Source organism: Methylophaga thalassica, assembly GCF_030159795.1.
In the GTDB taxonomy this organism is placed as follows: domain Bacteria; phylum Pseudomonadota; class Gammaproteobacteria; order Nitrosococcales; family Methylophagaceae; genus Methylophaga; species Methylophaga thalassica.
In genome coordinates, this window is sequence record NZ_BSND01000005.1 from 746,183 (window position 1) to 760,934 (window position 14,752).

Below are 14,752 nucleotides of genomic sequence, written 5' to 3' on the forward strand. Positions count from 1 at the left end.
ATCGCCTTTTTTGTTGTTGTGTTGCTGATTATTGGTGTGGCCTTTTTAATCCCGTTTGATTAAATGGTGTTTACACCTGACTCGCTTTCCTTGTCAGCGTTAAATCGTCCATAGCGCAACATCACGCTTGGCAGCACTAGTAAATTCAATATCGTCGATGAGATCAAGCCGCCAATGATAATACTGGCCATGGGTCCCATGATTTCACGGCCGGGGCTATCTGAGTTCATTGCAATCGGTAACATCGCCAGCGCCGTCACTAAAGCGGTAATCAGAATCGATGGTAAACGCTCCTGAGCACCACGAATGGCGGTATCCAAATTCCATTCGGCCCCTTCTTCTTTCACCATATATTGATAATGTGACACCAACATAATCGCATTACGCAAGGTAATCCCAAAAAGAGTGACAAAACCGACTAATGAACCGATAGACAAGACGCCATTCGTTAATACTACGGCCAGCACGCCGCCGACTAAAGAAAACGGTAAGTTGATTAACACCAGCAACATATTACGAAAGCTTTGTAATGCCACAAAAAGTAACAATAACACCGCTACACCCGCCAAGGTGGAATGCACAATTAAATCCTCTCGCGATTGTGCTTGTGCTACCGCTGCGCCCGTAAATTCGGGATAAATATCCGCTGTAAATGCCACTTCCTCATGAACCCGTTGCTTAAGCTCAGCGAAGAAAGAGCTTAAATCACGATCGGTGACATTGGCAGTGACGGTCTGTAAACGCTGTGATCCGCGATGCTGAATCATATGACGTCCAGAGACCTGTTGAATGGTCGCAATATCCTGCAAGCGCAACATCACCCCATCAGGTGTCTGAATGGGTAAATTTCTTAATTGTTGGGGTTGTCGACGCAATCTTTCGGGCAGAACCACAACCACATCAAACACCTGATTGCCTTCATAGACCTGGCCGACTACAGCACCATCAAAGCCTGTTTTAACAGCCTGCATCACCTGAGCAGGACGTAAGCCCCAATAGGCCAGTTTGTCTAAATCCAGCCTAACCTCGAGCTGAGGCTCGCCAGGTGGCGCACGCAACTGTACATCTGCCGCGCCATCAATGTCCCTGATAACTTTGGCAACTTCTTGTGCTGTCTGATCTAAAGCATCCAGATCTTTGCCATAAATATTCACCACAATCGGTGAGGTATAACCAGAAATCGTTTCATCAATACGTTCGGTTAAAAACGTATTCACTTCTGAATTCACACCGGGAAACGCTTCTAAGATCTCACGAATTTCATCCAGAACCCGCTGTTGTGATGGACCATCCATCGGTTCCAGATCCACTTCATACTCGCTGTAGTGGGTACCAAAGGTATCCGCACCACGCTCAGCACGCCCCGCCCATTGTGACGTTGAACGAACACCGGGTATTTCCGCCACACGTTGCTCAATACGGCCGCCGATTCGCAAGGATTCTTCAATGGATGTCCCAGGCACACTGGCAGTATGAATAATGTAATGACCTTCGCGTAACTCGGGTAAAAAACTTCCTCCTAAAAAAGGCAGTATTGCTAAGCCCGCTAAACAAAACCCAAGCACACCCAATAATGTCACTCTTGGAAAACGGCTTATCGATGATAAAAGACGGCCATAAACAGGTTTAATCATCCTCACCAATGGTGGCTCGTCATGACTGACATCTCCCGCCCGGGTCAGCAAGATATGGCAAAGCGCCGGGGTTACCGTTAATGCCACCGCTAATGAGGCAAAAATAGCCAGAATATAGGCTTCACCCAACGGCTCAAACATTCGTCCGGCAACCCCACTCAAGGTCAATAAGGGCACAAATACCAGCATCACAATAAAGCTGGCATAGACGACGGAACTCCGTACCTCCATCGACGCTTGATACACCACTTCCATCGCAGGTTTTGGCTTCGCGAGTAGCGCGTTTTGTCGTAAGCGACGAAAGATATTCTCAGTATCAATGATGGCGTCATCCACCACTTCACCCAGCGCAATCGCCAGGCCACCCAACACCATAATATTGATGTTGATGCCAAACTCTAACAGCACAATCATGGCCGTAAATAATGACAGAGGAATGGCGGTCATCGAAATAACAGCGGTACGGATATTAAATAAAAACAAAATCAGCACCAGCATGACCAGCCCACCACCGACCATCAGATGCTCTTGAATATTATGCAAGGAGGTCTGGATGTAATTTGCAGGCCGGAATAAGTCATCATGCAAGACCACACCTTCCGCAGCAAAGCCATCTTTGAATTCATCTAAAGCCGCTTCAATACCTTCGGTCACCGCCAAAGTGTTCGCTTTGTATTGCCCGATCACCATCAGAACAACAGCGGGTTTACCGCCAATAGCCGCACCACCAATAGTTGGCGCAGGTGCTTCTTTCACTGCTGCAATATCGCCTAGCCGTAAAACAGTATTGTCCTGTTTTCTGACAACAACTTTGGCTAATTGCTTGGCATTAAGCGGTTGTCCACTGACTTGAATGGTCATCCGCTGATTCCGATTTTCAATAAAACCCGTTCCCATAATGCCGGTGGCTTGCTGGGCCACAGTCATCACTTCATCGAGTGAAATGCCATATTTCGCTAATTTGCTGGGGTCAATTTGAATTTGTAATTGGCGTTCATGACCACCAAATACATTAATATCTGCCACACCATCTACACTCAATAACCGCGGAGCAAGCGTCCAGTCAACAAGTGAGCGCAGTGTCATTAAGTCTTGTGAGTCCGAGGTCAGACCAATGGTCATAATCGTGCCCGACGAGGACTCTAACGGCACCATTAATGGCGACCCAACACCTGCAGGCAGAGCATCTTTCAAGCCTAACAAGCGTTCAGACACTAACTGTCTGTCCAGATAAATATCTGTACTGTCGTAAAACGTCAGAATCAGTACCGAAAGGCTTGGGATAGATTGTGAGCGGATAGACTCCATACCCACCAGCCCACCCAGGGCATTTTCTAAAGGCTGGGTCACCAACACTTCGACTTGCTCAGCCGTCAGCCCCTGCGCTTCTGTTTGAATAATGACTTGTTTGGGTGCAAATTCTGGAAAGATATCCAGGCTGGAATTAGATAGCTTATATATGCCATAGATCAACAGCATGGAGGCTAACGCCACGACCACCCCCCGAAAGCGCACTGAGAAAGCAACGACTTTAGACAACATACAGCAACACCTCAGTCAGCAGACAATTACAGAAGGCGTGTTTAATCATCATCGTCCTCATCATGAATCTGCCAGCGGAACTCTTCGGATAACAACATTTGTGCGCCTGAAATCACCAGTTGATTTCCTTCTTCAAACTCATCCTGAATAAAAATGCCTCCAGCGACCAGCTTGCCATCACTCAAAGGAATGCGTTTATAGCTGGTGTCATCCAGTTGGATATACGCCCATGGTTGTCCTGAATACCAGACGATCGCTTCATCCGGAATATGGAAACCAGAATCAGGATCACTATTTTCTGGAATCCAGGCATCCAAACGCATCCCGAGACGAAGCTTGCCAGTCGCGATCCGGAAGTAATAGGTTTCACCCTGGATTTGTTTTGCACTGATATAGGCTGGGGAAACGAAATAGGCTTTTCTTGCTGATGCACGGTCGCCGGCACGTGAAACCCGAATCACATTCACATCGGCTGGTAAAGACGATTCCATCGGCAGGGTTACCATCAATAATGTGTCATGACGATTGATTAGTCTCTCCAGCTCTTTGGACGATTTATCCATGACCCAGTTAGCTATGGATTCGCCCCAACTTTGTATCAGCTCTGTTTTTGCATCTTCCAGTTGAAACTCCGCAGAGTCGAGATTGGCTTTTGCCTCACGCCAACTAGTTTCTGCATAAATCACATTTTTACTGGCTACACTTCCGGTGCCCTTAGCCAACTTTTTCAACCTTTCCCACTCGAGTCGATCTGCATTTTCAGTCACCTTTGCGATGGTGACAGCCGAACGAAGCTGATTGAGTCGTGAGCGCCATTGAATCAGCTCACGAATATCCACCACTTCGGCATAGGCTTTAAATTCAGGGAACAATAAGCTCTTAGTCAGCTTAAGCGTTTGAATACCGGTATAAGGGGCTGTTTCCTCATCTAGTTTGACAATCAGAGGTCGATTTACATCATCGTCTTGTTCAATCTCGTCATCGTCGTCATCACTATCCGCCTGGTGCTGACTGGAAATAAACGTTTTAAATCGCTCAGTCCAGGATGTATCCGATAAAATCCCCACTACAATAAATGCAAGAGCAGCCAGAATTATCAACGACCAGAACCACTTTTTACTTGATGCCGACATTCAGTTATCCATTGAATAATCAATAAAAATAGCTGGTCATTAGAGCATGCCCCTCTTCACCGGACAAGTCCGGAATAGAATTAATGATGATTTCCCCTTGACATCATTACTGTCAGAGGGTTTAATACGCACCCTTATCGGCTCGATAGCTCAGTTGGTAGAGCAAGGGATTGAAAATCCCTGTGTCCCTGGTTCGATTCCAGGTCGAGCCACCATGGATTTTAAAGAACCCAGAATTCTGAAAAGAAGCTGGGTTTTTTATTGCCTGTTATTTCTGTTGCATAATTTCCACAGCAAATTATCGTTTTGGCCCCAGCCCCTCAGACCGCAATGTATCAATACATTCGTTAACAGATACCATAATATCTGTGGTAAAAAAAACACAGAAATGTGATTTTCTCGTCAAAATAAAAAAAATTGTTGTAAAAGTGTTGCAATAGATTTTTTTATATGCAAAATAGCTAACAACCGAGACAAACTCCGGTTACGAGAGAGACTTAAAGTAATCTGTTAACAATTAGAAGGTGAAACAGAATGAAATTATTAAAAAAATCAACACTGGCTACATTAGTCGGTGCAGCAGCATTAACAGCTGCTGGTGCAGCTAACGCGACAATCGTTGTCGGTGGTGAAAACGGCTACGAATTCAGCGTTGACGGTAACATCAACCAATTCTTTACATATGCTGATTCAGACAATGGCGGCGCAGACAACTCTGGCGTTGAAAACGGTCTTTTACCAACATTCTTTGGTTTTAACGTAGCAGCGCCTGAAATCAATGGCTTGAAAGTAGCAGCGCGTGTTTCTATCTCTCCATCAACCAATGGTGGTAGCTACCAAGGTGGTGATCAAGGTAGTTCAATGGAACAACGTGAAGCGTTTGCTACTGTAGATGGCTCATTTGGTCAAATCTTATTAGGTAAAGCGTTAGGCGTATACTCTGCTAACAACATCTTATTAGACCAAACTTTATACGGTGTGGGTGCAACTGGTGGTGACAGCGGTATCACAACATTAGGTCGTATCGGTTACGGTTATGACTATGCTAACTGGCGTTCACAAATTCGTTGGACTTCTAACGATATGAATGGCTTCAAATTAGCTGTAGCAGTAATGGATGCTGACAAAGTTGGCGCTGGTAATAATGACTTTGACTTAGTTGACGCTGGTGAACAAGATCCTCGCTATGAAGCATCTTTAAGCTATGCAGCTGCATTTGATGGTGGCAGCGCTAAATTGTGGTTAGATGGTATGTCACAATCTGTGGACGCAACGTTCGGTGGTAACACACGCTCTGTTGATTCACACGCATACACAGTTGGTGGTCAAGTATTATTCTCTGGCTTTGAAGTCGTTGCAGCATACTATGACAACACTGGTGTAGGTGACTTAGGTGGTCTATCTTACGGTTCAGCAACTGACTTAAACGGTGATGAACGTGATGGTGATGGTTACTACGTACAAGCTGGTTACAACTTTGGTGGAAGCACTTGGTTGAAAGCCTCTTACGGTGAGTCAACACTCGAACAAACTTCTGCTGAGAAAAATGGTTCAGTAGCAGCAGCCTACAATATCGACACACGTAGCATGACAACTGTTGGTATTTATCATGATGTGACAGCTAACCTGAAACTGGTTGCTGAATACTCACAAATGGAAACTGAATTCCATGACAACACATCAGATGCTGACACAGATGTGTTCTCAGTTGGTGGTTTCATCAGCTGGTAAGCTAATCTGAAACAATTCATTTGAATTGATTCAAAGCTTAATAAAAGAGCCTCAACCTTCGGGTTGGGGCTTTTTTTATCGCTATCATTCTTAATTATTCAATACATCCTGCCCTATTTCTGCTGGGGTATTCGGGCTATTAACTTCATCAGATGAAGATTAACTCGCCCAATTTTGGGGCTTATTGATGCGCTGATGATTCTTTTTAGTGCAAAAGAATAAAACCAACCTTCTTTTTGCATCGCCTTCAAAATAAAAAATTAACCGTCTCCAATCATCTTTTTATTCTTTTAATAGCCTATTCGCTTTGCGCAAAGCACCTTCTATCAGGCTTACCCAGTCATTCTGTTAATTCATGAAAAAGTAAATATTCTCCTCTTACACTCCATTACCATCGTACTGGCATACATAGTGCAACTGTCAGTATTACCAAATTGGTAAATCGTAATACTAACCGGGGTATCTAAAAATGAAAAAAAGACTATTTCTCTCTCTTTTTGCAGGTTTCTTACTCGCAGGAAATGCTAACGCTGAACCATTGAAAATTGGCTACAGTGACTGGCCAGGCTGGGTTGCTTGGGAAATTGCTATTGAAAAGCACATGTTCGAAAAAGTCGGCGTGGATGTGCAATTTGAATGGTTTGATTATGTGGCCAGTATGGATGCTTTTGCTGCAGGTCAGTTAGATGCGGTCACCATGACCAATGGTGATGCTCTGGTAACAGGCGCAACTGGTGCACAGAATGTGATGATTTTGATTAATGATTACAGCAATGGCAACGATATGATTGTTGGCGCACCTGGCATTAATTCCATCACCGATCTGAAAGGTAAAAAAGTCGGTGTTGAACTGGGCTTTGTTGATCATTTATTGCTTTTAAATGGCTTGGAAAAAGCCGGTATGACAGAAAGTGATGTTGAGTTAGTCAATGTCCCGACCAATGAAACACCACAAGTATTGGCATCAGGCCAAGTTGATGCCATCGGTGCTTGGCAACCAAACTCCGGACAGGCTTTGCAACTGGTTCCAGGCTCTAAACCTATCTACACCAGTGCTGATGAACCAGGCCTGATCTATGATGTGCTCGCGGTATCACCATCAAGCTTAGCGGCTCACAAAGATGAATGGAAAAAAGTCATTGAAGCCTGGTATATGGCCGTTGATTACTTAAATGACCCTAAAACACGTGATGATGCCATCAGCATCATGGCTGCGCGAGTTGGTGTCGAACCTGAGGTTTATAAAGCCTTTATCGATGGCACAAAGATTTTGACCAAAGAAGAAGCACAGGCCTTTATGAAAAAAGCGGATGGTTTCGGTTCTTTGTATGGTTCAACTGAAATTGCGGACAAGTTTAATGTCGACAATAAAGTTTATGCAGATAAGCAGACTGTCGAAAATTATATTGATCCCTCCCTTTTACTAGGCGAGTAAACCGTTAACGGGTACCGGCATTTCTGTCGGTACCTCTCTCCTCCTGATTTTTTATGTCATTTACAGGCAGGGGATCGTGTTGTCTGAAAATAGCAAAGGTACTGTTTATGTCACTCTTTTCAGTTAATAAACCGCTTGAACCGCGTAGTCGACAATTAGTGACTATCAGCAGTTTTGTATTACCAATTCTTCTCTGGTGTCTGGTCAGTTATGTACCGTTCATCTGGCATCCGGAAGTAGAAATCACTTCGCCCGGCTCTGTGAACTACTTTCGTGAAGGTATGTTGGTCGATAAACCGGTTTTTAATACAGAAAGCGACAAAGCTTCTGCAGCAGGTAAAGCTGTGCCTGAAGGCATACCTGCTAACCCGATTTATTTACCTGCACCTCATGAGGTATTAACCGCTTTCTATACGTCATTTACCACCGAACCTAAACGTAGCAGTGAGCTTTGGTTACATGAAAGTCTTTGGAGCAGTATTCAGGTTATTTTTTATGGCTTCCTTTTATCATCGATCATTGGCATTCCGCTAGGCGTATTGGCTGGTACCTATGACTTCTTCTCTCGCTTATTCGAGCCTTTTATTGAATTCTTTCGCTACCTTCCAGCACCAGCATTTGGTGCGTTGGCAGTCGCTGTTCTTGGCATATACCAGGCCCCAAAAATTGCCATCATTTTTATCGGTACATTTTTCCAGCAGGTACTGATTGTAGCTAATACAACCCGAAAGCTGGACCCCGCCTTATTGGAAGCCGGGCAAACACTGGGAGCTAATAATCGCTCCATGCTATTTCGTATCGTTCTACCAGGGATTTTGCCGGATCTATACCGCGATACCCGCATTCTGCTTGGCTGGGCATGGACCTACCTGATTGTTGCCGAATTGATTGGTACCAGCTCAGGCATCACTTGGTTTATCACCCAACAGGCACGTTACAAAAACTTCGACAATGTCTTCGCCGCCATCATGATGATCGGCATCTTAGGCCTGACCATTGATTTATTGCTTGCCTGGTTTGGACGTCGTCTTTTTCCTTGGCAAAAAGCGAATTAGGAGCACGATATGAGTGAATCAAACTTACCCGATTATCGCATTCAGTCAGAGGCTGTCCGGGATCGTTTCGCCCGCATCAAAAAGCGTCCGGTGACGATGGAAGTTGCTGGATTAAGCAAAACATTCCAAAGCCGACATGGCACTGTTACTGCCCTGAAAGACATTAACCTGACTATCCATAAACGTGAATTCGTCTGCGTCATAGGACCATCAGGCTGTGGTAAATCGACTTTAATTCGAATTCTGGCGGGCCTTGAACAAGCCACCGAAGGCGAAGTAAGACTGGATGGAAAAGTGGTTGATAAACCGGGGCCAGAGCGAGGCATGGTATTCCAGGGTTACACTTTATTCCCATGGCTAACCGTCAAGAAAAACATCATGTTTGGTCTGATTGAGTCTGGCTATGACAAAGGCACGGCAGAAGCGGAAGCCAGACAGTGGATCGAGTTAATTGGCTTGTCACGCTTTGAAAACAGTTATCCACATCAACTCTCTGGCGGTATGAAACAACGGGTGGCCATTGCCAGAGCATTAGCCAATAAACCCAAAGTGCTGTTGATGGATGAGCCCTTTGGTGCACTTGATGCACAAACACGCAGCAAAATGCAGGCTTACCTGATGGAGATATGGAAAAACATCGATGTCACGGTGTTTTTTATCACCCATGATTTAGATGAAGCCATTTACTTGGCTGATCGCATTCTGGTGCTGAAAGCGAATCCAGGCGAAGTACAAGAAGTCATTGAAGTCGCCGTTCCACAACCGAGGCATCCGGAACAATTTTTATCCCCTGAATTTATCGCTACCAAAAAACGCCTGGAAGAACTGATTCATCCTCCCAAACAGGATGATGATGACGATCATCTGAATCTTGTGCGAATGGTGCCGGTAAATGATGAAGTTGGGAGTGTTTTCTAATGTATGAATTAGCACAAATGACCTGGGAAGAAGTCGCAGAAGCTGTCAAAAGTGGCGTGGATACGGCTTTACTTCCAGTTGGCGCAACTGAACAGCATGGACCACATATGGGTTGCGGTATGGACTCAGCCATTGCTGACACCTTGTGTAAAGAAGTAGCAAAACAGACGCCTATCATTTTACTACCGACACAACCCTATGGTTGCTCAATCGGCCACTCAAAACGCTGGCCCGGCACCATGGCGCTTAATCCTAAAACACTGATTGATGTTATTTCAGATATCGGTGATTGGGTGGCGTCTTCAGGTATTAAACGGTTGTTACTTATCAATGGCCATGTGACAAATGCTGCACCGCTTCGCTGTGCGCTGGAAATGCTCAGAGCACGTCATGACGACTTAATGATCGGCCTTGTGCATACCGCTCAAATTTCAGAACGGGTACGTAAAGCCCATCATGACGATGCGGAAGACTGGCATGCCAATCAGGCTGAAACAGCCTTGATGATGGCTTTACATCCCGAGTTAGTGCGTGAGGATAAATTACTCGACGCTGACGATCCGGACCGAACCGATGGCTGCGTGTTCAGCCACCCTGTCAATCGCACCAGTTTAAATGGTGTGACAGGCAAACCATCCACAGCAACTAAAGCGGATGGTGAAGCACTTTTTTCATGGATGTGTGAAGACTTATCTCAACTGGTGATGAGAGCAATTAAGGAACAACCGCCGCTTGATCAAAGCTACCACCAGTCTCTCTTATAAACCGTTAACCAAAGAAGGGTAATCTCATGATTAACATCAAAACTGATGATGAAATCAAAAAAATACAAGAAGAGTTAAAAAGCAAAGGCGTGAAATACTGCATGGGCACCTATGTGGATATCCACGGTGTTCCTAAAGGTAAAGTCGTGCCGCTCTCTCATTTACATCATATGGCGCATGGCTCAGAACTCTACACTGGTTATGCCGTGGATGGCTTGGGCCAACAACCTAATGACGATGAAATCGCTTCTGTGCCGGATCTTGATCACATCATTCAAATGCCATGGCAGCCTGAAATAGCCTGGATGCCAGCCGATAATACGCTTTACAAAAAGCCGTATATGCTGAGTACTCGTGTGTTACTTAAGTCGGTACTCGAGCAAGCAAAAGAGCTGGGTTATGGCATGAATCTGGGTATTGAAGCAGAAGTTTATCTGGTGAAGAAAAATGCCGACGGGACTTTATCCGTTCCCGATCCTGATGACAAATTGAAAAAGCCATGTTACGACACTCGTGCTTTTTTAAGTAATTTCAGTTGGTTAGATAAAATGGCCACCAGCATTGACGATCTCGGTTGGGGACTTTATTCCTTCGATCATGAAGATGCCAACGCTCAGTTCGAGTTCGATTTTAACTATGCTGATGCCGTTACCAGTTGCGACCGCTTTACTTTCTTGAAGATGATGGCAAAAGAATATGCCAAACAGGAAGATCTGTTAGCCACATTCATGCCTAAACCTTTCTCGAACAAAACAGGCACGGGCGCCCACTTCAATATGTCGCTTTATGATCTGGAAACAGGAGCCAATCTGTTCCAGTGCAAACCTGAAGAAGATGAGCATGGCTTGGGCTTAACCAAATTAGGTTATCAATTCATCGCCGGTGTTTTAAAACATGGTCCTGCTTTGTGTGCAGTGTTTGCCCCCACAGTGAATTCATACAAACGTTTGGTTCGCCAAGGTGATATGCCTTACTTCACTTGGGCACCGGTCTTTAACTCATTTGGTTCAAATAACCGCACTAATTCGGTTCGCGTTCCTATGGGTGGTGGCCGTTGTGAATCTCGTAATGCGGATGGCGCTGTCAATCCATACCTTGCAGCTGCCTTAGTTTTAGCTGCTGGCCTGGAAGGCATTAAAGAAGGGCTTGATCCCGGCAAACCTCAGGAACGTAATCTGTATGAATTAACCGAAGCGGAGCGTGAAGAATTAGGTATTCAGTTCTTACCAAGAACGCTTGATGAAGCGATTCAGGCATTCGCTGCCGATCCCTTTGTAGAAGAAGTATTGGGTAGTGAGTTGAGAAACGAGTTTATTCGCTATAAACAAGCCGAGTGGAATGAATATCACACGGTGGTTAGCGCATGGGAAGTTGAACGCTACAGTCATTTATTTTAGACAGAGAAAGGTATCACCCCAGCCAAAAGCTGGGGTGATAGCCTTATATCACTAAACAATAATGATGACATACGCCAGGAGTTCGTATGAGCAAAGAAAAAGTCAGCCGTATCAGCATATCCTTACCAGAAAGTCTGTTAGAAGGTTTGGATGAGATGGTCAGCAAGCGTGGTTTTGAAAGTCGCTCTCAAGCCATTTGTGACATGATCAATTTACAAATTAATGAGCACCGTGCTCAACAAGGCGATACCGTGATGACGGGTACGGTTAATCTGGTTTATAACCATTCAGTCCCAGGTTTGCAAAAGCGCCTTCATGATCTCCAATACGAATATATTGATGAAGTGATTAGCAACCTCAATGTCAATTTAACCCATACCAACACACTGTCGGTCATTCTGGTACAAGGTCCAGCTAATCGCCTGAACATGATCGCTGACAAAATGATTACGCTACGTGGTGTTGTCTACGGCCGACTATTATTGAACGCCGATATTATTCCCCCGATCCACCCTCTACCGCCCAAACAAACTTAAAGCTATTGTTACTCTCGTTGTCAGTTGACCGAATGCTATGGATTCAGTAGTTTTATATTTTGCAATAAAATCACTGGCCAAAACATGACTGATACAAGCTTTCTCCCACCGCTCATCGCAGCGATTCAATCTGAAATTATTAACAATGAAGCAGAAATCTCCGCACTGGATCGTGCAATAGGTGATGGTGACCATGTCACCAATCTGTTACGTGGACTTGAAGCTGTTGCTAAACTGAATGATGAACTGGTTCAGCTTGATTGGTCAGCCGCCTTGATGAAAATTGGCATGACACTCATGTCCACCATGGGCGGAGCCTCAGGTTCTTTACTCGGCTCAATGTTTGTCAGTATGGGAAAAGCGGCCAAAGAGCAGGAACTGGACCTAAATGGAATGACAACTATTTATTCGGCGGGTGTTGAATCCATAAAAGCCCGAGGCAAGGCCGATATCGGTGAAAAAACCATGCTGGATACCCTGATTCCAGTCATGCAATCATTGCAAAGTGATGCCGAACAAAATGCAGATAAAACGACTGTTTTAAGCAATATTAAAACAGCCGCTATACAAGGCATGCAATCGACCAAAGATATGCTGGCAACCAAAGGAAGAGCATCATTTTTGGGTGAGCGTGCCCGCGGCCACATAGACGCAGGCGCTCGTACCTCTCAGTTAATTCTCTGTGTTATTGCTGACGAACTCAGCAAAATTTAAATACCCCAACGCAATGCTGCAGTATGAACAGGCGCATCCCAATATTGCAGCATTTCGTCATCCATCAGCGTTAAGGTAATTGAACAACCCGCCATATCCAGTGATGTAGTGTAATTTCCCACCAGTGATCGAACAATTTTTATACCACGCTCTTCAAAAAACTGTGCCGCCAAATCATAAACCAGATAAAGCTCCATTAATGGTGTCGCACCAAAACCATTGATATGCAGTAAAACGCGTTGATCTTTTGTTGGTTTTAACTCCTCATCAATCGCTTTAGCGAGTATCTGAACAAGATCATCAGCTGTAGTCAGGCTCATGACTTCTCTACCTCGTTCTCCATGGATGCCAACGCCCATTTCGACTTCATTATCCGAGATATCAAATGTAGGCTGTCCTAACGCTGGCACGGTACAACTGGTCAAAGCCACTCCCATTGAGGCAGTTGAATTGACGACTTTGTCACCAAGCTGTTTACAGGCAGCTAAATCTGCGCCGGCTTCTGCTGCAGCACCCACGATTTTTTCAACAATCAACGTGCCAGCCACACCTCGGCGTCCAGTACTATGATTCTTAGGTAAAGACACATCATCATTCACCAGAACCGTTTCGTGTGGACAATCCAACATTTCAGCGGCAATCTCAAAGTTCATCACATCGCCAGCATAATTTTTAACGATAAATAAAACACCCGCGCCATTTTCCACTTCTTGTGCCGCCATCAGCATTTGGTCGGGTGTTGGAGAGGTAAATACTTGCCCAGGACAAGCGGCATCTAACATGCCTTTTCCTACCAACCCAGTATGCAATGGTTCATGGCCAGCGCCACCGCCAGAGATTAAAGCCACTTTGTTTTCAGGCTTATTTTTTCGAGTGACATAATGGGGCTGATGATTGAGTTGAATAATATTGCTATGCGCTCTGGCAAAACCATTCAAACTTTCTTCAAGAACACTTTCCACACCATTAATCAATTTTTTCATCTCTCGCTTCCTTTTTTGTTTTCTTTAATTTTCCAGGGCTTTTGTTAATGCTGCCAAATCATCCAAAATCCATGTTGGCTCATAATCAACCTGCTTAACATCCTCAGCCGAAGACACGCCGGTTAAAACCAGCACGCTACGGATTCCCGCATTAACGGCTCCCAGAATATCGGTATTAAGACGGTCACCAATGGCAATGGTGGTGTCTTTTGTCGTGCCTAAAATTTTTAATGCCTGTTCATACAAGATAGGTTCAGGCTTACCAATAGATATCGGTTTCACGCCGGTGACTGACTCCAGCGCTGCTAACACGCCACCATTACCCATCACTTCACCAAGCTCGGTAGGCAAAGTGGAGTCCGAATTTGTCGCATAAAAAGCAGCGCCTGCATTAATATTTAATGTCGCTGTTGCCAACTTATCCCACGTTAATGTGCGATCAAGTCCGGATACAACAATATCCGCTGTTCGACCCGTGATTCCTTTTTCAGGCTGGTCTACTTCATACAAATCGGTCAGTACAAAATCATTTTCCAATAAGGGTTGTTTTAACCCGTCTTCACCAATAACAAATACACGTTTTTTATCAGCGGGTAAGTGTTCGCATAAATAACTTACCGTGGCCATACTGGAAGTCAGAATTTCCTTAGCCTCGACCTCAATATTCATTGAGGATAATTTTTCGATATATTGCTGCTGAGTCAAACTGGCATTGTTCGTCGCTAATACAAAAGGTAGCTTCTTTTTCCTCAGTAACTGAAAAAAGTCCCCTAATCCGGGCATCGCTTTATTACCATGCCATAGCACCCCATCCATATCGATAATTAGACCAGCCACGTTATCTAAATAGACCGCAGATTCTGTATTCAAAATATATCCTCGCAACTATACAATCTGGTCACAGAGAGTC

General features: G+C 44.8%; 12 protein-coding genes and 1 tRNA gene. 9 read left to right on the plus strand and 4 right to left on the minus strand.

The annotated features are described in order from the left end of the window. Positions 1 to 59 precede the first annotated feature (59 nt). Both QQL60_RS10750 and QQL60_RS10755 read right to left on the minus strand, forming a co-directional pair. Entirely contained in the window at positions 60 to 3,176 is a 3,117-nt protein-coding gene (locus tag QQL60_RS10750) for an efflux RND transporter permease subunit (protein ID WP_284723291.1), read from the minus strand. A 41-nt stretch (positions 3,177 to 3,217) separates the two neighbouring features. Beyond that, positions 3,218 to 4,309 (minus strand): efflux RND transporter periplasmic adaptor subunit, encoded by a 1,092-nt coding sequence (locus QQL60_RS10755; protein ID WP_284723292.1) that lies wholly within the window; start codon positions 4,307 to 4,309, stop codon positions 3,218 to 3,220. Positions 4,310 to 4,448: 139 nt separating this feature from the next. Here QQL60_RS10755 and QQL60_RS10760 point away from each other — a divergent pair. The 9 genes from QQL60_RS10760 to dhaL all read left to right on the plus strand — a co-directional run bounded on the left by QQL60_RS10760 (position 4,449) and on the right by dhaL (position 12,859). Next, a tRNA-Phe gene (locus QQL60_RS10760) sits at positions 4,449 to 4,524 on the plus strand. A gap of 319 nt (positions 4,525 to 4,843) precedes the next feature. Further along, positions 4,844 to 6,040 carry a porin gene (locus QQL60_RS10765; protein WP_284723293.1) on the plus strand — a complete coding sequence of 399 codons (1,197 nt, stop codon included), beginning with the start codon at positions 4,844 to 4,846 and terminating at the stop codon, positions 6,038 to 6,040. Positions 6,041 to 6,509: 469 nt separating this feature from the next. Next, entirely contained in the window at positions 6,510 to 7,475 is a 966-nt protein-coding gene (locus tag QQL60_RS10770) for an ABC transporter substrate-binding protein (RefSeq protein WP_284723294.1), read from the plus strand. A 107-nt stretch (positions 7,476 to 7,582) separates the two neighbouring features. Continuing rightward, on the plus strand, positions 7,583 to 8,530 hold the full coding sequence (locus tag QQL60_RS10775; RefSeq protein ID WP_284723295.1) for an ABC transporter permease: 948 nt from the start codon (positions 7,583 to 7,585) through the stop codon (positions 8,528 to 8,530). 9 nt (positions 8,531 to 8,539) lie between these two features. Next, the gene (locus QQL60_RS10780; protein ID WP_284723296.1) at positions 8,540 to 9,448 is read left to right on the plus strand and encodes an ABC transporter ATP-binding protein; all 909 of its coding nucleotides are present in this window, start codon (positions 8,540 to 8,542) and stop codon (positions 9,446 to 9,448) included. Further along, a complete protein-coding gene (locus QQL60_RS10785; protein WP_284723297.1) occupies positions 9,448 to 10,212 on the plus strand; it encodes a creatininase family protein in 765 nt (254 codons plus the stop codon). Before QQL60_RS10780 ends, QQL60_RS10785 begins: the two co-directional genes overlap by 1 nt. A 26-nt stretch (positions 10,213 to 10,238) precedes the next feature. Continuing rightward, positions 10,239 to 11,609, plus strand: a complete 1,371-nt coding sequence (gene glnT / locus QQL60_RS10790; RefSeq protein WP_007147021.1) for a type III glutamate--ammonia ligase — start codon at positions 10,239 to 10,241, stop codon at positions 11,607 to 11,609. Between the two features lie 86 nt (positions 11,610 to 11,695). Continuing rightward, complete coding sequence (nikR, locus tag QQL60_RS10795; RefSeq protein ID WP_007147022.1) at positions 11,696 to 12,145, plus strand: nickel-responsive transcriptional regulator NikR; 450 nt, start codon at positions 11,696 to 11,698, stop codon at positions 12,143 to 12,145. A gap of 84 nt (positions 12,146 to 12,229) precedes the next feature. Further along, entirely contained in the window at positions 12,230 to 12,859 is a 630-nt protein-coding gene (gene dhaL, locus QQL60_RS10800; RefSeq protein WP_284723298.1) for a dihydroxyacetone kinase subunit DhaL, read from the plus strand. Here the strand turns inward: dhaL and dhaK are convergent. Both dhaK and QQL60_RS10810 read right to left on the minus strand, forming a co-directional pair. Continuing rightward, a complete protein-coding gene (dhaK, locus tag QQL60_RS10805; RefSeq protein WP_284723299.1) occupies positions 12,856 to 13,842 on the minus strand; it encodes a dihydroxyacetone kinase subunit DhaK in 987 nt (328 codons plus the stop codon). The two genes, dhaL and dhaK, sit on opposite strands and share 4 nt — an antisense overlap. 24 nt (positions 13,843 to 13,866) lie before the next feature. After that, positions 13,867 to 14,712, minus strand: coding sequence for an HAD-IIA family hydrolase (locus QQL60_RS10810; RefSeq protein ID WP_284451675.1), 846 nt, complete (start codon positions 14,710 to 14,712; stop codon positions 13,867 to 13,869). Between the last annotated feature and the right edge of the window lie 40 nt (positions 14,713 to 14,752).